The organism is Alkaliphilus hydrothermalis (genome assembly GCF_016908555.1).
GTDB classification, from domain to species: domain Bacteria; phylum Bacillota; class Clostridia; order Peptostreptococcales; family Natronincolaceae; genus Alkaliphilus; species Alkaliphilus hydrothermalis.
The window spans coordinates 1-25,543 of the sequence record NZ_JAFBEE010000025.1 but is presented as its reverse complement, the minus strand read 5'-3'; the positions used below and the strand labels follow the sequence as shown (position 1 = coordinate 25,543).

Sequence of the window (25,543 nt, the reverse complement as noted above, 5' to 3'; positions counted from 1 at the left end):
GTAAAATGTTAACATCGATTGATAACATTGTTATATTTATTATTTTATTAGGTGTTATAGCAATAGGCTACCATTTTTCAAAATCAGTAAAGGATATGGAGAGTTATTATTTAGCTAATAGAAGTTTGCCATGGTCATTGGTGGTCGGTACCTTAGTAGCTTCCTGGTATGGTGGTGTTGGAGTAGTCGGTACAATTGGTTATGCCTCTGCCTTCGGTCTTGCTTCTTGGTTTATATGGTCAATTGGTGCCCATGCAGTTAGGTTTCCATTAGCCCTATGGGTTGGGCCTAAAATTCATGTTAGATCAGACATTACTATTCCAGACGTCCTCCACAGTGTATACGGTAAATCAGTAGCTGTCTTGGGTTCCATTTTCTTATTCATCTATTGTTCACAATTGGGAGAAATTACTGCAACAGGCTATATTGGAGTTGCTGCCTGGGGTGCCGATAAGGTTGTAGTGGGGGTTGTAATCGTACTTATTACCATCCTTTTAACTTGTTTAGGTGGTCTTATGGGTGTTGCAGTTACAGATATGATATTCTTTTTCTTTATGGTAGGTAGTGTTAGTAGCGTATTTCCGACAATATATTCAAATGTTGGTGGCCTAGTTGGTATTAGAGAAGCCTTATCAGCTACCCCGGCGGTCACAGCCCCTATTGCTGGAATGCCCTTTTCAAAAGCCTTGATGCTCATTATACTATGTCTTAATGTTTATGCAGACCCCAGTTTCTATCAAAGATTCTCCGCTAGTAACTCTGCTAAAACAGGACGAAGAGCCATGCTTACATGTTTCTCTCTATGGTTAGGCTTTGACATGATTCTTGTTCTGGCGGGTATAATTGTAAGGGCAACTAATCCAACAGCTATTCCTGAAGTTGGATATATAGAAATGGTTTTAAGTTATTTGCCAGTTGGTGTTAGGGGGCTATTTATTGTGGGCCTAGTAGGTGCCTTGGTATCTACTCTTGATAGTTATTATTTGATAGGCGGTACAACCCTTGCAAACGATATATATGGTAGAGTATTCAGTAAAGAGCCATTATCAGACAAAAAGATTATTCTCCTAAGTAGAATTGGTTCTGTTTTATTAGGTCTAATTGGACTTTCTTTAGCCTTCAAATTCACTATGGTCTATGATGCCATCGCCTTCCTCATGAGTCTATGGATGTCTGCAGCTTTCGTACCAGTACTTTTAGCCTTGATGTATAAAGGAAAGAAAACACCGATGGCCGGTTTACTTTCCATGATCTCAGGTGTCGTATTCTTTACATATTTTAAAACAAACCCCTTTGTACTATCAGAATCCTTTGGTACACTAGAACCTATTTTAATAGCTTTACCTGCTTCTCTACTATTCTGGATTATCGGTAATCAGATTGGCGAAGACAAAAACGCTAACAATGTTAAGTTGCAAGTATATTAAAAAGGAGGATTCATATGTCATCTACAAATAAGCAACATATAGAAAATGAAGTTAATGAAAATAAGATTGAGTGGTTGGGGATGGATGGATTTTTAGTTATTCTGTTCCCCATCATATCCACTATAATAGGATACTCCCTTATTAATAATGTTGATTTTATTGTAGGAAAAGTAGTTCCTTATACTGTTACTGCAGTTACAACTCTGATATTTTTAAAATACATTAGTGAAGTATTACATTTTTCTAAAGGTGTTCAGAAAAAAATCTAATTCTATTATTCAAAAATAATGAGGTGCTATAGAATTCTTTATAGCACCTTAAAAAGGAGTACAATATGGTGATAAAATGTTTCCCTATAAAACTAAATGTAGATGAGGCTAAGAATATTGCAAATAAAAAGGGGAATTTCATAGGTAAAGTTCTGTTAAAGAACCATAATGAAATTACAATGAAGGAGCTATACATAGAAAATAAAGTTATTACTTATAACGTTACCTTTACTCCTCTCCCTTTTGTAAAAAAGCTTTTTAAAAATTATAAACAGCAAGAAATTCTCATTAGAATAATTGCTAACGGGTCCACCGGCGGTGTTTCCTATTATGATGACAAGGGAATAGATATAGAGACAAAAGAAGTCAACCCGGATAATATTCAAATGTCAGATTACGATATTGAAAAACTCATAACTAAAGGTAATATTCTTGTTAGGAAAATTTTAAGAAGAAGGATAGGTGGGAATCTAACAATAAATGCAGTGGATGTAATGAGCGTTTTTAGGCCTTATCACATTGCCTTTTTCGGTGAACTTATAGAAGGCTCTAAAGTTAGATATATCCCAATATCTGCAGATGGTTGCAATGTCAGAAGAACTTTTTAATATAGGGGTGAGATAAAAATGATAAATCCAATAACTATTGAAAAAGTGGTACTTGGGAGCACCCTTACTATAGAAGAAGTGGTGGCTATTGCTAGGTATGACAAGAAAGTAGAATTTTCAAAGGAATATATAGATCGAGTATTAGAGTCTAGAAAACTAGTTGAAAAATTTTCTAATGAAGAAAGAGTAGTCTATGGAATAACTACAGGACTTGGAGATAACTGTAGAGAATTTATTAATAAAGCAGATAGAGAGATTATTCAAATAAATAACCTCCGATCCCATGCGACTTCCCTAGGGGCACCCCTTAACCGAGAATGTGTAAGGGCAATCATGGTTGCTATGATACAACAGCTTGGAAGTGGCTACACTGGAATTAGATTAGAAACGGTAGATAAAATAAGAGAATTATTAAATAAAGGTGTTACTCCCTTTGCTCCTAGACATGGTTCTGTTGGCTATATCGGTATAGAAGCCCATATTGCTCTCGTAATTATAGGTGAAGGCAAAGCCTATTATAAGGGTCAGCTTCTTAGTGGGGCAGAAGCCCTTAGAGAAGCCCGCATCGAACCCACAGTGATTAGTAGTAAGGAGGGTTTATCACTAGTTTCTGGTACATCTTCTGTAACAGGCCTAACTTGTTTATCAATATATGATGCCATGATTATTGGCAAAACAAACGATATTTCTGGCTCCATGTCTTTAGAAGTTCTTAAAGGAACCTTGATGGCTATGGATGAGCGACTTATGGCGGTACGACCCCATGCAAACCAAAGTTCTACAGCATATAATATTAGAACTATTCTAAAGGATAGCGAAATTCTAGAAAAATACCAAGGCCACAGGGTACAGGATGCATTATCTCTCCGCTGTATGCCGCAGCTACATGGTGCAGCTAAAAAATCAATAGCGGATGGTAAAGTTACAATAGATATTGAGCTTAATTCCTCAGTTGACAACCCTCATCTTTTCAAAACCAGCAGTGATAATGGAGTCGCTGTGATGGGTTGCAATGCAGATGCTGCTTATGTAGGAATTACTGCAGATACACTATGTATATCCATTGGCAATATGGTAAAAATGTCAGAACGTAGAATAGATAGAATGGTGAATAGGTACGTAAGTGATCTACCAGCATTTTTAAATTCAAATCCTGGGCTAAATAATGGGCTTATGATACCTCAATATGCTGCAGCTGGAATTGTTGGGGAAATCCGATTACTAACCCACCCTGCAACGGTAGATAATGTGCCTACCTGTGCCTTCCAAGAAGACTATGTCTCCATGGGCTACAATGCAGCTCTAAAAGCCTATAACTGCATGGAGCTTGCTAGGTATGTAATTGCAATAGAAATAATGACTTCTGTTCAAGCACAGGATTTTTATAAGGATCTCAAGCCTGCTACAGCAACTAAAGCAGTCTACGACTTGGTAAGAAAAGATGTTCTCTTTGTGAATGAGGACAGAAATATGCACCCAGATATGGAATGTATTGCAGGTTTAATTAAAGAAGGTGCTATTATAGCAGCAGTGGAAAGGGTTGTAGGGGAATTAAAATTCTAAATTCAAGCTATATCGTATAATATTTATTAAAAAAATGGCATTATGGAGTGTACATTATGGCGTGTAAAGGTAAAACGAGGAGTATTCTTAGGCGGTATTAATAATTTTGATTATTCTCTTTCTATGGACAGTAACTGAGTAATTTTAAGATTTGATTAGAAATGTTGATTCTTGTCGATGAGTAATCTAACTAATTGGTTCTGTATAAATTACCCAGTTAAAGCAAAGAATATACATTGTCTTTTCTAATAACAGGATAAGGCTATGCTGAGGAGCAATCTGAGCGGGTATTAGAATTCTTTACAGGAACGGGAGCCAAGTGGGTTTCCGTTTTTTCCGTTCCTGGGAGTTCAATAACCTCTCTTTTCACTTGCTCTCTTATATTCCAATGAAGGCCGGCCACTGGCTATGGGGTATTTTTTTATCAGTTTGACAGCATAATTTAAGCCCATGTAAATTTTCCATGGGCTTTGCTCAATTATATAAGTTTTAAATACACATCCAAGCTTTTCTCAACCTCTTGTGCAATCAATATACTAAAATCAGCATAGTCATTGGTTGTGTGTGCTTTGTCTAAAGCATTATAATATTCTAATCTATTATCTGCTCTAATAATTGTAGCAGGATATCCATTTTTCATAAGCTCTAAATTCATTAAAAGTCTTGCTGTCCTTCCATTACCATCTACAAAAGGATGTACTCCAAAAAAATGCCATGTAGCTGTGCAGCTCTTTCAACGGGATGTAGTTTTTGGGTTTCTCTTTCATACCAATTAATGAGAGCTTGCATTTCATCTGGAACAACCATAAAATCTTTTATTATTGAATTTCCACAACCATTAAGCTTACATCGTCTTTCTGCTTACAAGTTTTTTCATCCAATTTGGTACATAGATTTCTAAAATAATAGGAGATATTTCCCCAAGTATAGTTCTTTATACAGTAATCATGATCTTTTAATTCTTCCAGGAAGTTTTCCAATCCATCAGTGAACAAAAAGATTCGATCTCCATCATCGAAAGTACTTTTTTTATTTTCATAAACAGTATCCCCCATGATCCCCAATGGAACTCCCGGGAGCTTCAGCTCCAAACTTTTTCCATTTTCGCTGTAAATAAAAGGAAATGGATGGCCTGCCGAAGAATAAGTGATGGTTTTTTCCTTTAGGTCTAAAATAATATAAAAGGCCGTTGCGTAAATATGAAATCCATCATGGGAAAAGATTTCTACAAATTCCTGATTCATTTTTTTAAGGAGCTGGTTGGGCTCCAGAAAACTTTTATAGTAATTTCTAAACATATTTTTCAGAACGCCCATCACCAGGGCCGCCCCCATCCCATGACCGCATACATCACAGATAAGTATGCCGATTTTGTCCTCTTGTATGATGGCCACATCATACATATCTCCCCCAACATTGGATGCAGGGGAATACTTTTTATTAATTGTTAGATTTTTATAGTCTGTTATGATTCGAGAAAGCATTGATTTTTGAACCTTCTTTGCCACATTCAATTCTATTTGAATCAAATTGTTTTTTTCCGTAAGCTCATTACAATATTCCCTAATTTTGCTGTTGGCCGCTTCCAGCTGGACGTTCTTCTTCTCCAATTCCCTTCTGGTATTGGTCAGTTCGTTATTTATCACCATAAGATTCTCCTGCAGCTGCAGCATTTCCTCTAACTCCTTCTTGAGAGTCACAAATATCCCCTCATCCTTAGAGAAGCCTGTCATTAATACGGGATATACGGTTCCAGTGGCACATCTTATGTTCATCTCCCAATCCCTTTGGTATCCCTGCGTCAGGGCTTTTAAAAAGGTATTGAGCTTGGCTACACTGCTTTCCTCCACAAAACTGTGGAGCAAACTTCCGCAGAGATCTCCCCCCTCCATTCCCATGAGCCTGCAAAAAGATAGGTTATGGGCTACAATCTTTCCCTTGGAGTCCATTAGTACCATCCCTTCATGGGAGGTTTCAAATAACACTTGTAAATATTCACTATAATTTTTAATGTTCTTTTCCATGTAAATCACCTGACTATTTTATTCGTGTTTTATTTTATTTAAATTCAATTTATCCAAAAGTTCAAGGGTTTCATCAAAGGTTTTGCCGTAATGATCCCCACCAACATATTTTATTAGAGTTGGATCAATATTAAAAACCATCCCTCCCACCATGATTGGGAGATTCTCGTATCTTTCCTTGATTTTTTCCACCAGTTCTTTAGCATGCTTTAGGTTAAAAGACATGGTACATGATACCCCCACAATATCTGGTTGTTCCTTCTCAATCATTTCCATTACCGAGAAGCTGGGCATGTTGGCGCCTAGATAAATCACATTCCACCCATCCATCTCCATTAGATCAGCCAGCATTCGAACCCCCATTTCATGGAGCTCATTCCCTGGACAGGTTAAAAGTATTTTTCCCTTTCTCTTTGCCTGAGTTTCATGAAAAAGCTGATAATAAAGGGAAGACATTACACTTTGGGTAATAGCAGTTGCTAAATGTTCCTGGGCCACAGTAAACTGGTTTTTTTGCCAAAGCTCTCCTACATGAATCATCACTGGTGCAAAAACCTGGTTATATAAATTCTTGATTTTCAATCCCCGCTCAAGACCTTCCTTGATCACCCTGTGACACTCCATTTTATTCCCCTCGATGAGATGCTGGAGGTATTCCTTATAGGTTGCTTCCATGATCCGTTTCCTCCTTGAACACCCCTTCAACTACCTGCCTCATGTCATGAAACAATTCCTTAATGTGTGCCTCCTGGTTAACAAGGGCGTGGACTGCCTCTTCAAGGGCATGACTAAAATCCATCAGATCTGCTTTAAATTCTCTGGCAGGCATCCTTGTTTTGGCGATATCCTTCATCCAAATAATCTTGTTTCGAAAGGTTTCCATACTTCCAGACTCACTATAAATTGTCATGCACTGAAGATAATCCCTTGTGATTAAGTCGATTACATATTCCGGTGGCATGGTGAGATTTGCAAAGTATGCCTTCGAACCAATATCCTTCAGTTTAAAAATAATATCCTCCGTCTTTTCATTAATCATATCCCCTATTTTTCTTTCCATTCCCTTATTACCCCTTCCATCTATGACATTTGCTTTGTTTTACAGAATGTTTTAATTATTTCAACTCAGTTCAGTATATCATATGAAAGGGGTTTTTCAATAATACTGATGTAATATTTAGTCGACATTTGGCGAAATATTTATCTTTCTTTTATGTAAATCAAGTAGGCGTTTCATTTTTACTTATGTAATTCCCATTATATTCTATACTATAAGTTTATCATGCAGTTAATTGTAAAAAGAAACCCTAAATCAAGAAGTCAAGATTTAGGGTCGTCTTAAACCAAAATTTGGTGCAACAGAGTTTATATTTTTATCTACGCAATCTACCAAACCTCATAATGTACTCTATCTGGATTGAATCTCTCCCTCACCTCTCTTTGTTCTGCTGGGTGACCGACAGCAATGATAGCCACTGGGATAATATGTTCTGGTAGATTTACTAAGCTTGAAACCTTATCAACTAGCTCGTCCTTAGGGTATACTCCACACCAACAGGTTCCCAAGCCTAAAGATTCCCCTTGTAGTAAAATATTTTGGATAGCTGCAGACATATCTTGAACCCAAAAGGCGCCATCATACTTGACATCACTAATATCTGCACATGCTATTATTGCAAGGGGAGCCTCTTGTAACATTTGAGTATGGGGATGAAAGCTAGTAATTTCGTTTAATTTTTCTCGATCCTTAACAATAACAAAGTGCCAAGGCTTTTCGTTCCCTGCAGAAGGTGCATACATGGCAGCCCGCAACAGCTGATTAATCTGCTCTTGGTCTACTGATTGCTCTTTATATTTTCTTATGCTTCTTCTTGAGAATATTTCCTTCATTTGATTTCTCTCCTTTTATTTTTATTCCTTACCATTAGTGATATTTTACCCTATTTCTAGAGGAAACTTTTATGGTAGTATATTATTGTCCTTATATTTCTGAAATGCACTACTAGTCAACTCTTCAATCTCCATAAATAATGATTCATCGACTCTATTAAAGTTAAAACAAGATTTTCCCTGCATTCTCTTTCTTAGTTTACTTGAAATATCTTGAAGCAACTCTGGGAAAACATAAACTGGCATTAGATGATAGCTTACATAACTTTTCTTAATTTGAACTGATCCAAAGAACAATACTTTTTGGGTTTTAGGGAATATTCCAGCATCTAAATAATAAATATCCTCCGAGTCATTAACTACGGTTAGTTGTCCTTCATAGTGTTTTAATATAGTTTTTAGCATTATAAAAATATCCTTTTTAATATCTTCCGGCATATCTTCTCTCCTTATCCCTGTTTGTTTTTTATATTTTATACCCAAACCTCACCTTAGTATCTATTCTTTGTTCTCAAAATATTAATTTGTAAAGCTCAACCACAGCTCCATTACTTCCTCCAGTTCTGTAGTTAAATTACCCTTCTGGTTATAAAGTTTATTCAACTCCTCATAATTTTCTCCAGCGGCTTCCATGGCAATGTCAATTGCTGCTATCTGCTTTTCAATGTCTTCAATTTTTTTTTCAGCTTTAGCCAATTCTATTTCCTTCTTTTTATTTTCATCAGCATTTCCAGCATTTCTTGTTTTTTTTAGTTTCTCAGTCTTCTGTACTGATTCTTTAGCATCCTCTTGTGGGCTCACCTCTTCTAATTGTCTCTCCTTTTCATTTTTATAATAATCGTAGTTTCCAGTATACCCTTTAAATCCATTATCTTCTAGAGCCACTACCCTTTGACAGACTTTATTGATAAAGTATCGATCATGGGATATAAAAAATATTGTTCCATTAAATTCTTCAAGCGCCTCCTCTAATGTCTCTATTGAATCAATATCTAGATGATTGGTGGGCTCATCTAATATCAGCAAATTAACATCTTCGTACAGAAGTTGGGCCAACTTGAGCCTAATTTTCTCTCCTCCAGATAGGTACTTAACCTTCTTAAAGACACTTTTACCATAGAACATGAATTTTGATAAATACTCTCTAGCTTTTCCCTCCAGTAAAAATATATCTTCTCGAAAACACTCCAAAACAGTGAGTTCTTCATTGTTGAAGGTAATCTTTTGTGGTAGATATGCCGCCATGACATTAGCCCCCAATTCTACTACCCCTTTGTCGGGTTGTTCTTCCCCTAAAAGTAGTTTTAAAAAAGTGGTTTTGCCACTACCATTTGGACCAATAAAACCAACTCTTTCACCAAAGTTTATCAGTAAATTTGCATCTTTGAATATAACCTTGTCCCCATAGCTTTTTGCAAGCTCTTTTACTTTTATAGTCTCATTTCCTGAACGATGTGCTGTCTTAAGATTCAGCTTCATATTTTGTTTTTCAAAGATTGGTTTGTCTATTCTATTCAATTTATCCAGCCTTTTTTGTATACTGGCAGCCCGTTTAAAGAATTTATTGTTATCAGCCCTCAATGCCCAATCCCTTAATTCCTTGATGTTTTTTTCCATTGCGTTGATTTTTTTCTGTTGTTCTTTGAAATCATCAAATTGAATCAGCATTTTTTCTTCCTTTTGATTAATGTAATCAGTATAGTTGCCTTTGTAGGTCTCCGATTCCATATCTTCTATTTCTATAATTTTGTCGACTACATTATCTAGAAAATATCGGTCGTGGGATACGATGATTACAATCCCTTTATAATCCCTTAGATATTCCTCTAGCCATTCAATTGATTCCATATCCAAGTGATTCGTCGGTTCATCCAGTAGCAATATATCAGGGTGGTCAATCAGAATTTTCCCCAGCACTACAGTTGTCTTTTCTCCACCACTCAAGCGACTAAAATCTCTATTTAAAAAACCCTCATCAAATTTTAACCCTTGACAAACCTTACTTAATTTTTCCTGTATCCCGTACCCTCCCTTTACTTCACATAATTGTAGTAATTCACCGTATTTTTTTAATGCTTTTTCTAGTTCCTCTCCTTCTAAAGTTTTCATACCAGCCTCCAATTGTCGCATTCCCTTTTCTATCTCGTATATCTCTTCAAATGCTAAATTGAGGACATCTATTACCTTTAATCCCTCTGGATACTGGGGGATCTGCTCTAGATAAGCAACGGTGGCTTCCTTAGGCATAGAAATCCATCCCTCATCATATCCCAAGCTTGTGCTGCCTGGATAACGATATAGTTTTTCTATTCCTGCTATTAATTTCAAAACAGTACTTTTTCCACTTCCATTTACTCCAACGATTCCAGCTTTTTCTCCTGAATAAACTTGAAACGTGATATTCTTCAGTACTAGCGTAGCATCCATATATTTTTTTACATTATTTAACGATAATTCAAACATAATTTATCCCTTCCTTTGGCAGTCTTCTAGATTGATCTTCTTATGGACATGCAAACGAAGAACTACTCTACTATTTTTTTTTAAAAAAAATGCTTTTTTTATTAATTGCTATAGCTCTAATCTAATGATGAAGTGAATAAAAAAGACCGCAAGAAGATTGATCTTCTTACAGTCTAAAATATACATAGATTACTATAACTATCTAAAAACCAGATATGGTACATTCATAGTCCAGTAAACTCAAGTAAAATCAATAACGATCAAAGACAGATATGTTATTCCAATATTCTTGAGTTATCTTTTTAAAACCATCTGGTTCAACACCCAAAGCACCATTGCCAATAGAGTTTTAGAGTAATTAATAGTATTGAATTCTAGTAAAGTAAGCACCCTTCTAATTTGCACTATTCCATAATGAGCATAGTAATAAAACCCAATAAATTAGGCAATTTAAACTCAATATAAAATACATATTAATTTTAATAAATTAATATTAGCAATTAGATGGCGTCATAGACTTACTTTCCCCTTTCACAAATATTGTCATTATTCATAATTGTATCACTAGTTGTAACATATGTAAAGGAGGCAAAGTCCAAAAGTATTTATTGCAATTTCTTTTAGTATCATTAGTGATGGGAAAGTTAAAACATAATCTCAAAAATATATTGGACTATTTTTATTAAGTAATCGTTTTCTCTCCCCCATTTAAACGTCTCTTATGTTCTCTTTTATTTATATACATTTTCTTGTCTGCTATTTCTAGCAAATCCTCTATTAAGATCATTTTATCATGATTGAATTCTGCCAATCCAATACTAGCAGACATCTTGTACCGATACTGTCTCTTGTGATTTTCTTCACCAAGGCTCTGTTCAATTCTACTCCAGATATTTTGACCTTCTGCAATATCACAGTTACTTAAAATAATTAAAAATTCATCTCCTCCTAGTCTACATATCTGATCTTCTTTTCTCAAATTAGCTTTTATAATATCTACAATAGCAATAATTAGGTTATCTCCTTCTTTGTGACCCAATACATCATTGACTTCTTTAAGATTATTGATATCAATAAATCCAATCACCAAGCTTTTTTTATGTCGTCTACATAACTCCATGTGTTCTTCTAAGCAAATTAGTCCTGTTTCTCTGTTTAAGCTTCCTGTCATGATATCTAAGGAAGCCTTCCTACTTAGGATAGCTATTTCTCTTTGTTTTTTATGATATTGATAAGTTAAACATATAAACAACACCAGCAATAGGGTTGAATGCTTATTATTAATTAGATCTACTTGATTGCTATCTATTTTGATAAATAAAATACCTGATAAAATTAGTATGATAATGATTATGGAGTACTTTATTCTATTTCTTTCCATAAGATGTCTACCCTCCTTAGAATCCTCATATTAACCTAACAAAAAAACATCTGCAAAACACAGATGCCAGAGTTGGAATACATGGTTGTTTATGGCAGTCTGTCGATCATAGAATTATTCCGTAGACACATGACTTTGCGTCCTTATCTTTCAATAAGTTTGCTTTTTACTCATATTTTCATTTTAAAATAAGACTTTAGTCCTAATTGTATATTAGACATTTTTAGCCAAATTCCTTCAGCATTCTTAAATTAAAGTAAAAAAATTTTGAATTAGTTGGATTTATTGTAAATAGGAACCATAGACTAACCTTCACTCATTTTATTTACCACCTCCAGCAGTGGGTAAATTTCTCCTGTGGCTTGGATGTCACTCATTATCTCTTCAACTTCATCTAACTGCAATTTACCGCTATCCTTTAGTCCCTGAATAAATCAATGATAATATTGATATAGATTGTTACTATTATAACACGCTTGATTTGTCGGATTTTGTTGTATATTGTACAATATGCAATTTTTTTATAAAATTATGTCTACCCTCATTGTATGAAATCAATATTTTGACTATAAATATTTCTAAATTAAAATAAAATATCCAACAGAAATAGGTTATAATTAATCTATAAATATGACTTTTTTAGGGGGCATTATGATGGAGTTGATCAAGAACAAAGAGGAGCAAAAAAACATATTAGCCTTTTTATGTGTTTGTATTGTATGGGGCTCTACTTATTTAGCTATACGGATAGGGGTTAGTGCTTTTCCACCAGCTTTATTTGCAGGCTTTAGATTTTTACTGGCGGGTCTAGCTATGATAACCTATGCCAAGTTAAAGGGATTAGATTTTCCCAACCGATTGGATGTTCGTAGACATTCAATTGTGGGACTTTTCTTGTTGGTGGGGGGTAACGGGCTGGTAGTATTGGCTAGTCAGTGGGTTCATTCTGGCATCACTTCTCTAATTGTTGCCTCAATGCCTATTTTTATGGCCTTGATAGAGCTTTGTTTACCTGGTAGCAGCAAGATTAGTAGCAGAGCTTGGTTAGGTTTGATCCTTGGGTTTTCAGGGGTGGTGCTGTTGGTTGCTACTAGCTCTGGTACTGGAGCAATTGATGTCATTGGAGCTTTACTTTTGGTATGTGCTACTATTTTCTGGTCTGGTGGCTCTGTTTACTCAAAACAATTTAAAGCAACAGGTTCTATTGTTACCCATATAGGAATACAAATGTTGGCTGGGGGGATAGTACTAACCTTAATCGGCCTTTTCCTTGGTGAAGCTTCAAGAGTTAATCTAAGCTTGAGAGGCGTGGGGGCAATCCTGTATCTAGCTGTATTTGGATCGATATTAGCCTATAGTTGCTATGTTTACATTCTAATGAGATGGCCTGCTGCCAAGGCAGGAACCTATGCTTATGTAAATCCTCTTGTTGCAATATTTCTTGGCTTTTTAGTTCTTGATGAGCCTGTATCTATAGAAGTAATACTATGTACTGGTATTATTTTAACTGGTGTATTCTTGGTTCAAACTGCTAAAATGAAAACCCTCCCCACCAGAGATTTTAAAGGGATGCCAGTGGGTAAAAGGGTATAATTTATTCTCCATAAAGATGATCAGCCCGATGGGCTGATCTTTTCTTAACTTTTTATTCTCTGGTCACAGTATACCCTATAGGAGTAGATTGTTAAAATCAATGAGACAACTATCAAAATTCCTACTACAAATAACTGGGCCACTATACCCTCTAAAAAAATTCCAGTGATAACAGTACTAATAATTCCTCCTATCATCATAACTGGCCCCCCAACCCTGTGGGTTTTATACCAGACATTCTTATCCTTCAAAGTCCAAGGAGTTCTAATACCAATTATGGCATTTTGTTTGCATTTTGGGAGTACATTTCCAATGATAATTAATACTATACCCAGTAATGAAGCAGTGGCTTTACTAAGGTCTATTGATGTACCTATATCTGTTTTGGAAAGATATCCATTATATAAGATTATTGAATTCATTCCATTAAATAGCATTAAAGTACTGGCTCCCACCATTAATAAGGCTTTCATATTTGATCCATCACTTTCTTCTTTAACGGTTAGTTTAATCATCCATTTCACCAAAAATGCCATTGCCAAAATAATTACTGGAAATATTAACTGCTCATACTTACTTCCCCATCGAGTAATCTCACCTGCAGCATTGTAGTGCATCGGTACTTTTTCTGGAAATAAGGGCATTGCCACAAGGGTAACCACCAACGGCAGTACCGCCAAAACCCAATATACTTTTATATACCTACTCTTCATCCTCTATCCCTCCTCTAAATTGTGCAAACCATAACATCATTTCTTCAAAGACCGACGTATTTAGCTCATAAAAAATATAGTTTTTATATTTGCTCTCATATATTAAATCAGCCTTCTTTAGTTGTCCTAGATGATAGGAGATTGCTGCACCACTAATATCAAAATGGGCTCCAATTTCTCCAGCCGGTAGCTTACCTTTTTTTAGTAATATTAAAATATCTCTTCTCACTGGATCAGCCAGTGCTTTAAAGGTTTCAGGAAATCCCATATTATCCTCCTATTTAAACGATTGTTTAAATAGATACTATCGCAAATGTTATTATTTGTAAATTGCTATTTAGATGATTTTTTAATTAGATTAAGTATTAAATAAGTTTAAAGGATAACCTCTTTGAAGATACTAATCATACTAAGTTAATGTTATTGAGGTGAGAAAATGAAAAAGTCGGTAATCATCATTGGTGCTGGTGTAGGGGGATTGGCTACTGCCATTAGACTCCTCAGTAGAGGGTACAATGTAAAGATTTATGAAAAGCAAAAAACAATTGGTGGTAGAACTAATCAACTGATACATGACCCTTTTACGTTTGATTTAACTGCTTCAATTTTATTGAATCGTGAGATACTTGAAGAGGTTTTTAGTTATGCTCATCTAGATTTCAATGACTATATTGAATTTGTAAAAATAGATCCTACCTATCGCTGTTTTTATCCCGATGGCACGCAATATGATTTTTCAAGAGATTTAGTGTCTTTAATCAAAACCTTAGAAAGCTTTTCGATAGAAGATTCTATTGGTTACATAAAATTGTTTGGAGAAGTATATGAAAGGTATAATATTGCCAATAGGGATTTTCTGCAGAGGTCTTTTGAGAATCCAGTGGACTTTTTCAACCCATCATCTTTAATAAGCGCCTTAAAAACAAAGGCTTTTTCTACCTCTTATCAATTGATTTCTGAATATATTAAGGATGAAAAGTTAATCAATTTCTTATGCTATCAATCCTTATATGTTGGGGTATCGCCCTATGAGGGCCCTAGTATTTATGCTTTAGTTCCTGTTATTTCCCAATTATATGGTCTTTGGCATCTACGAGGGGGAGTATACTCATATATCAAAGCTCTAGAAAAGGTTATCTACCAATTAGGAGGAGAAATCATCACCAATTATTCTGTAGATGAGATTATTATTTCAGATGACAAGGCCATCGGTGTTAAATCCAAAGAACTGGATGAGGTATACGGCGATATTATCGTAAGTAATGCCGATTTCCCCTATACAATGGCGCACTTGATTAAAAGCGGCCATCATAAAGGTGAATATACAAAGGAGAAGTTAAAAGAGATGAAGTATTCCTGCTCCTCCTTCATTCTCTATTTAGGATTGAAAACGAAGTATCCTCAACTTTCTGTTCATAATCTATATTTAAATACTAACTTTAAAGAAAATGTTGAGTTTGCTTTTACAGGGAAGTTACCTCCAGATGCCTCAATGTATATTTATTGTCCTACTGGAATAGATGATAGCATGATTAAAAATGAAGGTGAAAGTTTAAGTGTCGTTGTTCGAGTGCCTAATCTATTGTTTGATAGTATCTCTTGGGATAAAGCAACTGTAATGGATATGAGGAACAGGATTGTTGATACCCTCAAAACCATCAAAGGCCTAGAGGATTTAGAAGAAAATATTGAATACGAGGGATATTTCACACCAAAGGACTTAAAAAATGACTTTAACTCCTATGGAGGTACTGCCTACGGACTTAGTCCCACTCTGACCCAGACAAATTACTTTAGACCTCATTTTAAATCTACGCAAGTAAAAAATTTATACTTTGTAGGTAGTTCTGTGCACCCTGGCCCCGGGGTTTCTATTGTATTACTCTCCAGTAAACTGGTGACTGAGGAAATTTTAAAGGATACATCATCACGATTCTATTAAATAAAACTCCCTAGAGGCTCGACTAATACTAGGTCAAATCTATAGGGAGTAATTATTTTTTATTCTTCATCAACGAACGTATTGTATTTACACAATTAACCATATTTATTTATATCCCTGTTGTACATCCTATAGCATATTGATTGCTAGTGTCTAAAGTTTCTCCATCTATGAACTTTGGCACCATTCACCCTGTAGAGATATGATAAGAGTACATATTAGAAATTTTTTCCCCAAACCGTAAATCCTTTTTTTAAATTTTTGTACTCTATTATCAATATGATTGAGGGAAATAGAATATTTCAATTTGGGTGAGAAACTTTAGGTTGTAGAAAATAAAAAAAAGCATCCTATACATTCTTTATGTTAGAATACTTTTTCTTTAACAGCTATCTTATGGATTTTCCTTTATCGAAGGCTTTGAAGATATAGCTCTAAGTCTGGATTTGAGCCTTTTGTGATCACCTCTCCAAGGATTTTTGCTAAAACCATGTTATACACCAATCCGTTATCCCCATATCCCATCACAACATAACAATGGGGGAGCTCATCATATATTCCTATCATGGGCATTCCATCATGGGTGCCTCCATAGTAGGCGGATACATAAAATTCCGGATATGCCTCAATGGTTGGAAAAAGTTTATGAAATTCTTCTATTAAACGGTCTTTTTTGGCCATTAGCTTAGAATCTCTTTGATCGGCATAGGTCGTATTTTCATCTAGTCCACCGATAATTACTCGATTGTCTTCTGTGGTTCTCATATAAATATATGGACGGGCCGTCTCCCAGATTAATGTCCTATTATACCATGGTGAAAAATCTTTTATTGGGTTAGTTACAACTGCATAGGAGCTAGTAATGACAGCATTTTTGTGTTTTTTAAAGTCTAATCCTTCGTACCCTGCTGCAATAATCACCTTACTGGCTTTGATGGAGTTTCCCTTTGTTGTATAGAAAGTGATGCTATCCTCTTGAATATCCCGACCCTTTACTTCTGTGTTTTCATAGATTCTCACACCACTATTTTCTAATTGTTGCATTAAACCTGTTGTAAACTTTAAGGGATTTAATTCTCCATCATTATTGAAATAGATGGCTGATTCTTTCTGAAAAGGATATCGCTTACTTATATCCTCTTTTGATAACAATTCTACATCAAAACCATGTTTTTTTAATAGTGCATACTCCTTCTCTAGCTTTGATACATCTTCCTTGTAGCTGGCATAATATAAACTATCCCTTGTGTTGAAATTTGGGTTAATTCTTAGTGTATTGGAAAGCTCTTCAATTTCCTTCATCGCATATTTACACAGTTTCAAGTGACGGGTCGCCTTTTCTTCTCCAAAGCTATTAATCAATTGGGTAAAGCTTTTTTCTCCAGTGTATTGAATAAGGGCTGTATTAGAACTGGTACTACCGGAACCCACCTTATCCTTCTCAACAACCACAATTTCCAAACCAGTATCCTTTAGGTATTGGGCACACATTGCTCCAGAACTGCCACCACCAACAATTAAAACATCACATTCTATATCTTCTTGTAGGGATCTATAGGTGGGAGGATTTAACAACGTTGTTGGCCAATACATTTTACCTGTTTGTAGATTCACTTTTTACCACCTCACAAATGTATTATACTTATAATATTGTGTCCATATAAATAATAAGTATGTTGTGAAATAATGTGAAATTAATTAAATTATAAAATTCTTATATAATCTGTCATTACGGATATTTTTGCTCCTTTAATCAAATTTTTTCCTTTTAACTGTCCTCAGATTTTACTACAAAAACACCTAATGACTTAACCAACATGTTTGATAGGTTAGTCAATATGTGCTTCATGATTTGATTATAAAAGCAAAATATATTTTATTCTTACATTAACCATGTATTATTATCTAAGTGTATTATGAGTAACACTATTTCAGCAGATATTCCTTCACAGTAAATGTTTAATGAGAGTTTGTTCTTGAATGTATATAAAAAACCTACGAGAAGACTGGTATAGTCCTTCGTAGGTTTTAGTTTTGTGTTATATTAATTTATTGGATTTTCCCTATGCTTTAGTAAACTCTAAGCCTTTTTTGATGGCATTTAGGTTTACATCTAATAACTCTGGTCTTTTCTTTCCAACTAGCGTATGCATAGCCTTTTCGATTTTTTCCATATCAACTAACTTTAAGCTTGGTAGGATAGCTCCTAAACAAACCATGTTGGCAATGTTAGTATGACCCATTTCATTTGCCATGTCAGTTGCAGGGATTTGAATGATGGTAATATCATCTCTTACCTCGTCTAATTCTGCAAGAGAAGAGTTCACTACTAATACTCCACCTGGCTTTATACGAGGTGCGAATTTATCGTAAGCTGGTTTGTTTAATACGATCGCTCCGTCAGCTACATCAATAACTGGTGAGTGGATTTCTTCGTCGGATAATACTACCGAACAGTTGGCAGTACCTCCACGCATTTCTGGTCCATAGGATGGAATCCAACAAAGGTCTAAATCAGAACCCATTCCTGCATAAGCTAGAACTTTACCTAAGAACATAACCCCTTGGCCACCAAATCCAGCAAGAATTATTTTATCCATCATAAGCTTTTTACCTCCTCGGTCACCTTAAGTTCACCCATTTGGTAAACTGGCATCATATTTTCTCGTAACCACTGTAAGCTATCTACAGGAGATATTCCCCAGTTAGTTGGACAGGTAGATAATACACTTACAAAGGCAAATCCTAATCCAGCCATTTGTACTTGGAAAGCTTTCTTGATAGCCTTTTTAGCTTGGTTTATGTTTTTTGGTGAATCAACAGAAACAGCCGCTACATACACAGCTCCTGGAAGGTTAGCTACTAATCTTGGTAAATCAATTGGGAAACCTGTTGTTTCAATATCTCTACCGTAAGGGCTTGTGGTAGTCTTCATTCCCTCTAACGTTGTTGGCGCCATTTGTCCACCAGTCATTCCGAAAATTGCGTTGTTAACCATGATTGATGTGATTTTTTCACCTCTTGCTGCGGCATGGATAGCATGTTGAGTACCGATAGCAGCGATATCTCCATCTCCTTGATAGGTAAATATCATTCTATCTGGAAGGGCTCTCTTAATTCCGATCCCTACTGCTTGAGCTCTACCATGGGCTGCTCCAACGAAGTCACAGCTAAAGAAATCTTGGCTAAAACCTGCACATCCTACCGGTGAAACTCCGATTGTGTTATCTATAATTTCAAGTTCCTCTAAAACTTCAGCAATTAATCTCATAATCGTTCCGTGGGTACATCCTGGACAGAATGAAAATGGAACATCAGTTAATCCTTTACTTCTTCCGAATATCTTTTCCATTACCTACACCTCCTCTGATAAAAATGTATTTTCAAAATACTCTAGGATTTCGTTTTCTGTTGGCAGCATACCGCCTTGTCTTCTGAAAAGGTGTACTGGCATCTTGCACTCTACTGCTAACTTAACGTCTTCGATCATTTGTCCTGTATTTAACTCAACAGTTACGATTCCTTTGATCTTATCTTTAAATGGTGCAAAGGCTTGGTCTGGGAATGGCCATAAAGTGATTGGACGGATTAGACCTAATTTAATTCCTTTTTTACGGGCATTTAGCACTGTACTCTTTGCAATTCTTCCTGTAGTTCCGTAACTTACGATTAGATATTCTGCATCTTCAGTATGGAACTCTTCCCATCTTTGCTCTGTTTCTTGAATATGCTTGTATTTAGCTTCCCAACCTAAGTTGTTTACTTCTCCAATTTCATTAGTTAATGAATAGCTAGCTAAGATTCTCTTTTCTCTTCCTTTAGCTCCATCAACTACCCAGCTTCGATCAGTTACTGGTGGTTCTGGTCTTTCTTTTAATACTATTGGCTCCATTGTTTGGCCTAAGAAACCATCTGTTAAAAGTAGTACTGGATTTCTATGCTTGTCTGCTAAATCGAAGGCTAACATTGTATAGTCATAAAGCTCTTGAGCTTTTGAAGGTGCTAATACGATTGTTCTGTAGTCCCCATGTCCACCACCTCTAGTTGACTGGAAGTAGTCGGATTGAGCTGGTCCTAATCCACCTAGTCCTGGACCACATCTGTTAACGTTTACAATTACCATAGGTAGTCCAACAGCAGCACTGTAGGAGATACCTTCTTGCTTTAAACTTACCCCTGGACTTGATGATGCTGTCATAACCCTTGCCCCTGTACAGGCTGCACCGTAGCACATGTTAATTGCTCCGATTTCGTCTTCTGCCTGAAGTACTGTTCCTCCACTCTTTGGAAGATGCTTTGATAAATATTCTACTACTTCCGTAGATGGCGTAATAGGATATCCGAAAAACAATTTACATCCTGATCTGATGGCAGCTTCGCCAATGATTTCATTACCCTTTAATAATATTTTTTCCATCGAATATTTCAGCTCCTTTCCCACCTTTTATTTGTAAACTTCAATTGCAACGTCTGGACAGACAGTCGCACAAAGAGCACATCCAATACATTTTTCTTGGTCTTCACAGATTATTGTAAAGTACCCTTTTTTGTTGGATTTGTCTCCCACGGCTAAAATCTTCTTTGGACAAGCAGCGATACATAGACCACAGCTCTTGCAATATTCACTTAATACGTTAACCTTTGCCATGTCATTCCCTCCTTTTAATAATTGACTATAGTAATAATTTAATAATAATACCTTAACAGCACTACCTAAATGGTGTAGCCTCCTCTTCTCCAGTAATGACCTTAAGTGCAGCAAAGGAGAAGGATTCTAATGCTTCTTCACTTGGAATAATTTCCACTGGAGTGGAGAACTTCATCCGTCTAATTATATCATTAACGATTGGATTTGAGTATGCTGTTTTATCTGTCTAAATCGATTTTCTTTTATTTCTTCTATTTCAGTCCTGCACCGAATCCTCAACTATTTTCTTAACAAGCAACTCTCTATCAATTTGTATAGGGCAATCTTTGTTGAACTTGTCGATGGATTACCCACCGATTACCCACCTATAAATTTTCGGTACTGTAATGAAAATTTCCTATAGGTCATATTTGAAGATTAAGGATTTCCTCCCAGTGAATTCCTGCATAATTGTGTATTTTTGAATAATCCTATACTTATAGCATACTGAAAATTAAGCCCATTGTGAAATATCTGAAATGGATATCAGTAATAAGTAAAACTGATTTATATTGAATTATACAGATGTTAATGTTATTATTTAATATAATAGTTAACAGATGGTGGAGGAGTATTTATGGATATTAGGCAATTAAAATATTTCATTGCAGTGGCCGAGCATTTAAATTTTACAGAGGCAGCAAAGCATTTGTTTGTTGCCCAATCAGCTGTAAGTCAACAAATTGCAGACTTAGAAAAGAAAATGGGGGTCCAACTTTTTATTAGAAATAAGCGGTCGGTGAAGCTGACCAATGCTGGGTCTGTTCTTTTAGAGGAAGCCATCAGCCTTGTAAATAAGTCGGAGGAAATCTTAGAGAAGACCCGCCAGGCGGAGTTGGGGATCATCGGTAGCTTGAAGATTGGTTTTCTGGGATATACGGAGAGGAATTTCTTGCCCTATTTGATTAGGCAGTTTAAGCGGAATTATCCTAAAATTGAACTTCATCTTAATCAATATAATCATGGTCTGTTGATTGAAAACCTCAGTCATGGTGCTTTGGATATTGGATTTACCCTCTCTTTTGGCCTTAATAACATTGTGGGACTAGCCAAAAAGCAGGTCTTGATGGAAACCATCTCAGTGGTGGTTCATTCGGAGCATCCATTAGCCGATGAAAGGAGTATCAATATTGCAGATTTATCTCAGGAGCGTTTTATTGCCCTCAGTAGACAAGAGTCTCCTCAAGGTTTTAATAAGACTCTGCTGATGTGTGCCAACCACGGTTTTACTCCCAATATCGTCAGTGAGCCTAGGTTGATCCAGACAGTATTGTTGCTGGTGGACGCTGGGATGGGGATTGCTATCCTACCTAAGAGTTTGAAGTATCAATCCTCCCCAAGTCTTCGTTTTATTGATATTGAAGGTGAGCAGTCAAAGGATGAGATGGTGGTGGCATGGAAGAAGACTAATAAAAACCCTTCTATTGCTTTGTTTTTAGAGGAGTTAAATAATGTACAGACGCATTTTCAGGGGGATTTTACTAGGCTGTTATAGAGGAATTCTGGATTATGCATAGAAAATGAGGCAAAAGGGAATCCCGCTGCCTCATTTTTTCTTTGTTCTCCTTTGAGAATCAATTCAAGCAGCGGCTTTTTTTATAATCTGTCTACCCTTTCAATGGAGTACACTTAGGCGTTCAAAACATACTAGTATGTTATTTTAAATCTCTACTCCCCAAACCCTCATAGACCTCCACACCGATATCCCTCAAAAGCTTATGACCAATCTCATTATTCTGCAGTCCCTTCGTCAACACCACAATTACAATACGACGATTATCTAAATACATTATCCCTCCATCATGGACCACTCCAACAATTTCTCCTGTCTTGTGGGCAAAGGGTACAGGGTTTGTGTCCACATCGCTGATGGCGGCTCCGCATTGGCTACAGGTATTTTCATGGCCAACTCGATGATTACAGGCTCCACATAAATTGAGTTCATAGGATAGTCGGTCATTCATTTGTTGAGCTAAAAGTATCTTTATAGCTTTTTTTGATGCCTTTTCATTTACTCTATTTGCAGACTTCTCAGTTTCTTGAAGTTTTAATGTTTCTTCTTTTTTCACTTCTGCTTTTAGTTCTGCTTTTAGTTCTTCTTGTTCCTTTAATACTTCTTCTAATACTTCTTCAACCTTTATTCTATTCTGCTCTATTACTTCAAAAAGTCGTCCCATATCCTTTGCTGTGGTATAGCTATAGACCCCCGGAGCAACCACCATTAGCTTTCGAGCTAATAGAGTATCTTCTATCCCTAGTCTCCTAAGCGTTTGATTTACTTCATCTTTTCCCACTATATCCAGCAACATATTAGTGGCGGTATTATCACTAATATCAATCATGAGGTGGAGGAGATCTTCTAGGGTGACTTCAAGTCCTTCCCCTAATAGTTGTAGGACCCCACATCCTCCGACCTTTTCTTCCTGCTGTAGTTTATATTTTTCCTCTAAGTTTAACTTTCCCATCTCCAATTGTCGCAAAGCTTCATACAGGAGGGGAACTTTAATCATACTGGCGGCATGAAATCTTTCCATCACCCCTATCTCTATTTCTTCTTGGGTGTCAAGATCTTTGATATATACTGCTACTGTTCCATCTATTGGTTCAATCATTCTTTGTATAGTCATCTCTAAGGGTTTTAAACTCGCTAAAGTCTTCATTAGTCTTCCTCTCCTAAAAGGGATAGTACATTCTTTGCCTGTAGGGCTGCCCCCAACACTAGACATTCTTCGTCTATATCGAATAGGCAATAGTGGGCATCATGGACAATGCCTTTTTCTTCATTTCTACATCCTAACCTAAAAAAGGCTGATGGCGCTGCCTGTGCGAAGTAGGCAAAGTCCTCCACCCCTAGGCTTGGCTCCTTAATTATGTTGATACTTTCAGCCCCGAATAGTTCTTCGCTATTGAGTTTGACAATATCTACAATGGAGTCGGTATTAATTAATGCTGCATAGCCCTCTTCTCGGATTAACTCTCCTTTACCACCCATTGCTTCTGCCACTAGGTTGACGACTTTTTCAACTCTCTGAATAACTAAACTTCTAGTGGTAGGATCTAGGGTCCTCACAGTACCCACCATTTCTACTTTATCGGCAATGATATTCCCTTGACTCCCCCCTTTGATGGTCCCAAGGGTGATAACTGCTGAATTTCTAGGATCTACGTTTCTACTGACAACGGATTGAAGGGCTGTCAATGCCTGCCCTGCCATCATGATGGCATCCACCCCCTTGTGGGGATAGGCTCCGTGACTGCTTTTTCCATGGAGGATGATTTTAATGGTATCGGAGGAAGCATTCATCTGTCCGTATTTTAGCCCTATTTCCCCTGTAGGGATTTCGGAGGATACATGTAGGCCAAACATTACTTCTACCTTTGGATTCTCCATACATCCTGCTTCAATCATGGGTCTTGCCCCCCCTACTGTTTCTTCAGCAGGTTGGAAAAAAAGTTTTACATTTCCCTTGAGCTGATCTTTTTTATCTTTTAAAAGCTTTGCCGCCCCCAGTAGGATAGTCATATGGGCGTCATGTCCACAGGCGTGCATTTTTCCTGCTACAGTGGATTTGTAGGGGACATCCTTTTCGTCTTGGATAGGTAGGGCATCCATGTCTGCCCTCAGGCCTACTGTTTTTCCCTCTTTCCCCCCTCTGATGATGGCAACTACCCCTGTGTTTGCCACCCCAGAAGTATATTCGATTCCCAAAGCCTCTAGGTACTCTACAATTTTACCCATGGTACGGAATTCTTCCATACCAAATTCGGGATTTTTGTGAAAATCTCGCCTAATTTCAGTCATCCAATCCTTTAGCTTGTGGGCTTCCTTTATTAGCGTATGAGTTTTAGGATTTTTTAAAGTCTGGTCTATTCTATCTATTTTTTTACCCTTATCTTTTTTATCAATCTTATTCATTATTCCGTTGCCCCTTCTTCTATTGTTAAGCTTCCTGTATCGGCATCTAGGCTTGCCATTACGCCAAAGGGAAGGGTTACCTTGGGTGTACAGTGGCCTGCCTTTAAATTATATATTGTCGGTTTGCCATAGGGGACGATCATTTCCTCCAAGACCTCCATTAGACTTAAGCTTTCTTCTGGCTTTTCTGCCTCACAGTTATTCCAGTCACCTAAAATGATTCCTACTGCATCATCAAATTTCCCTGCCAGTGCCAGTTGGGTCAGCATACGATCTACACTATAGGGTTCTTCTCCGATTTCCTCCAGGAATAGTATTTTCCCCTTTGTATCTATTTCATAGGGGGTTCCCATTGTGGCGGCAATCAGCGATAAGTTGCCACCAATAATGATTCCTTGAGTTTTTCCACCTACTAAAGTTTCAATCTTTACTTCCTCTGGGTTTGAAATTTTTCCCATAGGGATTGATTCTGTAATGGCCCGTATCAATTCCTTCTCCGAAAATTCATCCAGACCACCGGCTATATCGGAAGCCGCCATTGGTCCGTGGAAGGTTACTAGTCCACAGATTTGATTCATCGCCATATGTAATGCAGTAATATCGCTATATCCAACAAATACCTTTGGATTATTCTTTATTAACTCAAAATCTACTCTCTTTAATATTTTAGGAGCTCCATATCCTCCTCTGAGACAAATAATCCCCTTTACCTCTTGGTCAGCAAACATTCCATTGAGGTCATCTGCCCTCATTTGGTCATCTCCTGCAAGGTATCCACGGGTAGCGTGGCAACTAGGTGCAAGTTTTACTTTGAATCCTAGGGCTTCCAGTTCCTTCTTAGCTGACTTTACTTTTTCTTGGGTTGTGGGGCTAGAGGTCGCCACAATCCCAATGGTATCCCCTATTTTTAATGCTTTCGGTCTTAGCATGGTTTACCCTCCTTTTTTAAGTAGTATATCTAAAATATACCCATTGACACTCCCCATACCTGAAGGAAGGGGATTCTTGAATGATTAAACACCAGTCTATTTCTAGTAGGCGAGTATGACCTCAAGTTCGGGGTATGC

At 36.7% G+C, this 25,543-nt stretch carries 24 protein-coding genes, 1 pseudogene and 1 riboswitch; of the genes and pseudogenes, 7 read left to right on the top strand and 18 right to left on the bottom strand.

The features are described from left to right. Positions 1–5 precede the first annotated feature (5 nt). The 4 genes from JOC73_RS13360 (at position 6) to JOC73_RS13345 (ending at position 3,867) form a co-directional block, all read left to right on the top strand. A complete protein-coding gene (locus tag JOC73_RS13360; RefSeq protein ID WP_204404086.1) occupies positions 6–1,427 on the top strand; it encodes a sodium:solute symporter family protein in 1,422 nt (473 codons plus the stop codon). 14 nt (positions 1,428–1,441) lie between these two features. Continuing rightward, the gene (locus tag JOC73_RS13355; RefSeq protein ID WP_204404084.1) at positions 1,442–1,696 is read left to right on the top strand and encodes a hypothetical protein; all 255 of its coding nucleotides are present in this window, start codon (positions 1,442–1,444) and stop codon (positions 1,694–1,696) included. 68 nt (positions 1,697–1,764) lie between these two features. Continuing rightward, positions 1,765–2,304, top strand: coding sequence for a hypothetical protein (locus JOC73_RS13350; RefSeq protein ID WP_204404082.1), 540 nt, complete (start codon positions 1,765–1,767; stop codon positions 2,302–2,304). 18 nt (positions 2,305–2,322) lie between these two features. After that, a complete protein-coding gene (locus JOC73_RS13345; protein WP_204404080.1) occupies positions 2,323–3,867 on the top strand; it encodes an HAL/PAL/TAL family ammonia-lyase in 1,545 nt (514 codons plus the stop codon). A gap of 478 nt (positions 3,868–4,345) precedes the next feature. Here JOC73_RS13345 and JOC73_RS13340 read toward each other — a convergent pair. From JOC73_RS13340 to JOC73_RS13305, 8 genes and pseudogenes are all read right to left on the bottom strand, one after another. After that, a pseudogene (locus JOC73_RS13340) lies at positions 4,346–4,582 on the bottom strand (Fic family protein); the annotation flags it as partial. Positions 4,583–4,685: 103 nt separating this feature from the next. Further along, on the bottom strand, positions 4,686–5,891 hold the full coding sequence (locus tag JOC73_RS13335) for a SpoIIE family protein phosphatase (RefSeq protein WP_204404078.1): 1,206 nt from the start codon (positions 5,889–5,891) through the stop codon (positions 4,686–4,688). Between the two features lie 18 nt (positions 5,892–5,909). Further along, positions 5,910–6,566 (bottom strand): cobalamin B12-binding domain-containing protein, encoded by a 657-nt coding sequence (locus tag JOC73_RS13330; protein ID WP_204404076.1) that lies wholly within the window; start codon positions 6,564–6,566, stop codon positions 5,910–5,912. Then, on the bottom strand, positions 6,550–6,951 hold the full coding sequence (locus tag JOC73_RS13325) for a hypothetical protein (RefSeq protein WP_204404074.1): 402 nt from the start codon (positions 6,949–6,951) through the stop codon (positions 6,550–6,552). The genes JOC73_RS13330 and JOC73_RS13325 overlap by 17 nt, the downstream gene beginning before the upstream one ends. Before the next feature lie 326 nt (positions 6,952–7,277). Beyond that, positions 7,278–7,781, bottom strand: coding sequence for a nitroreductase family protein (locus JOC73_RS13320; protein WP_204404072.1), 504 nt, complete (start codon positions 7,779–7,781; stop codon positions 7,278–7,280). Positions 7,782–7,850: 69 nt separating this feature from the next. Next, positions 7,851–8,219 carry a hypothetical protein gene (locus tag JOC73_RS13315; protein ID WP_204404070.1) on the bottom strand — a complete coding sequence of 123 codons (369 nt, stop codon included), beginning with the start codon at positions 8,217–8,219 and terminating at the stop codon, positions 7,851–7,853. A gap of 81 nt (positions 8,220–8,300) precedes the next feature. Then, a complete protein-coding gene (gene abc-f, locus JOC73_RS13310; protein WP_204404068.1) occupies positions 8,301–10,244 on the bottom strand; it encodes a ribosomal protection-like ABC-F family protein in 1,944 nt (647 codons plus the stop codon). A gap of 682 nt (positions 10,245–10,926) precedes the next feature. Next, on the bottom strand, positions 10,927–11,625 hold the full coding sequence (locus JOC73_RS13305; protein ID WP_204404066.1) for a GGDEF domain-containing protein: 699 nt from the start codon (positions 11,623–11,625) through the stop codon (positions 10,927–10,929). Between the two features lie 90 nt (positions 11,626–11,715). Further along, a riboswitch (cyclic di-GMP riboswitch) is annotated at positions 11,716–11,799 on the bottom strand. Between the two features lie 480 nt (positions 11,800–12,279). Between JOC73_RS13305 and JOC73_RS13300 the strand changes: the two genes are divergently transcribed. Next, positions 12,280–13,218, top strand: a complete 939-nt coding sequence (locus tag JOC73_RS13300; RefSeq protein ID WP_207755114.1) for an EamA family transporter — start codon at positions 12,280–12,282, stop codon at positions 13,216–13,218. 44 nt (positions 13,219–13,262) lie between these two features. On the opposite strand, the gene JOC73_RS13295 is transcribed toward JOC73_RS13300, so the two are convergent. Together JOC73_RS13295 and JOC73_RS13290 are read right to left on the bottom strand one after the other, a co-directional pair. Then, positions 13,263–13,931, bottom strand: coding sequence for an SdpI family protein (locus JOC73_RS13295; RefSeq protein ID WP_204404064.1), 669 nt, complete (start codon positions 13,929–13,931; stop codon positions 13,263–13,265). After that, positions 13,921–14,199 (bottom strand): autorepressor SdpR family transcription factor, encoded by a 279-nt coding sequence (locus JOC73_RS13290; protein WP_204404062.1) that lies wholly within the window; start codon positions 14,197–14,199, stop codon positions 13,921–13,923. Before JOC73_RS13290 ends, JOC73_RS13295 begins: the two co-directional genes overlap by 11 nt. Positions 14,200–14,367: 168 nt before the next feature. Between JOC73_RS13290 and JOC73_RS13285 the strand changes: the two genes are divergently transcribed. Then, a complete protein-coding gene (locus JOC73_RS13285; RefSeq protein ID WP_204404060.1) occupies positions 14,368–15,873 on the top strand; it encodes a phytoene desaturase family protein in 1,506 nt (501 codons plus the stop codon). A 408-nt stretch (positions 15,874–16,281) separates the two neighbouring features. Here JOC73_RS13285 and JOC73_RS13280 read toward each other — a convergent pair whose 3' ends face one another. The 5 genes from JOC73_RS13280 to JOC73_RS13260 all read right to left on the bottom strand — a co-directional run bounded on the left by JOC73_RS13280 (position 16,282) and on the right by JOC73_RS13260 (position 20,521). After that, entirely contained in the window at positions 16,282–17,487 is a 1,206-nt protein-coding gene (locus JOC73_RS13280; protein WP_204404058.1) for an NAD(P)/FAD-dependent oxidoreductase, read from the bottom strand. Between the two features lie 449 nt (positions 17,488–17,936). Further along, on the bottom strand, positions 17,937–18,476 hold the full coding sequence (locus JOC73_RS13275) for a 2-oxoacid:acceptor oxidoreductase family protein (protein ID WP_204404056.1): 540 nt from the start codon (positions 18,474–18,476) through the stop codon (positions 17,937–17,939). Further along, positions 18,473–19,225, bottom strand: coding sequence for a thiamine pyrophosphate-dependent enzyme (locus JOC73_RS13270; protein ID WP_204404054.1), 753 nt, complete (start codon positions 19,223–19,225; stop codon positions 18,473–18,475). The genes JOC73_RS13275 and JOC73_RS13270 overlap by 4 nt, the downstream gene beginning before the upstream one ends. A gap of 3 nt (positions 19,226–19,228) precedes the next feature. Further along, positions 19,229–20,290, bottom strand: coding sequence for a 3-methyl-2-oxobutanoate dehydrogenase subunit VorB (gene vorB, locus JOC73_RS13265; protein ID WP_204404052.1), 1,062 nt, complete (start codon positions 20,288–20,290; stop codon positions 19,229–19,231). 27 nt (positions 20,291–20,317) lie between these two features. After that, positions 20,318–20,521, bottom strand: coding sequence for a 4Fe-4S dicluster domain-containing protein (locus JOC73_RS13260; protein WP_204404050.1), 204 nt, complete (start codon positions 20,519–20,521; stop codon positions 20,318–20,320). A 616-nt stretch (positions 20,522–21,137) separates the two neighbouring features. Between JOC73_RS13260 and JOC73_RS13255 the strand changes: the two genes are divergently transcribed. Further along, positions 21,138–22,055, top strand: coding sequence for a LysR family transcriptional regulator (locus tag JOC73_RS13255; protein WP_204404048.1), 918 nt, complete (start codon positions 21,138–21,140; stop codon positions 22,053–22,055). Positions 22,056–22,215: 160 nt separating this feature from the next. Here JOC73_RS13255 and JOC73_RS13250 read toward each other — a convergent pair whose 3' ends face one another. From JOC73_RS13250 to JOC73_RS13240, 3 genes are read right to left on the bottom strand one after another with little or no spacing between them, the layout of a single operon-like run. After that, positions 22,216–23,220, bottom strand: coding sequence for a serine hydrolase (locus tag JOC73_RS13250; protein WP_204404046.1), 1,005 nt, complete (start codon positions 23,218–23,220; stop codon positions 22,216–22,218). Next, positions 23,220–24,476 carry a M20 metallopeptidase family protein gene (locus tag JOC73_RS13245; RefSeq protein ID WP_204404044.1) on the bottom strand — a complete coding sequence of 419 codons (1,257 nt, stop codon included), beginning with the start codon at positions 24,474–24,476 and terminating at the stop codon, positions 23,220–23,222. Before JOC73_RS13245 ends, JOC73_RS13250 begins: the two co-directional genes overlap by 1 nt. After that, positions 24,476–25,405: a S66 peptidase family protein gene (locus JOC73_RS13240; RefSeq protein WP_204404042.1), complete on the bottom strand. Its 930-nt coding sequence runs from the start codon at positions 25,403–25,405 to the stop codon at positions 24,476–24,478. Before JOC73_RS13240 ends, JOC73_RS13245 begins: the two co-directional genes overlap by 1 nt. Positions 25,406–25,543: the final 138 nt, after the last annotated feature.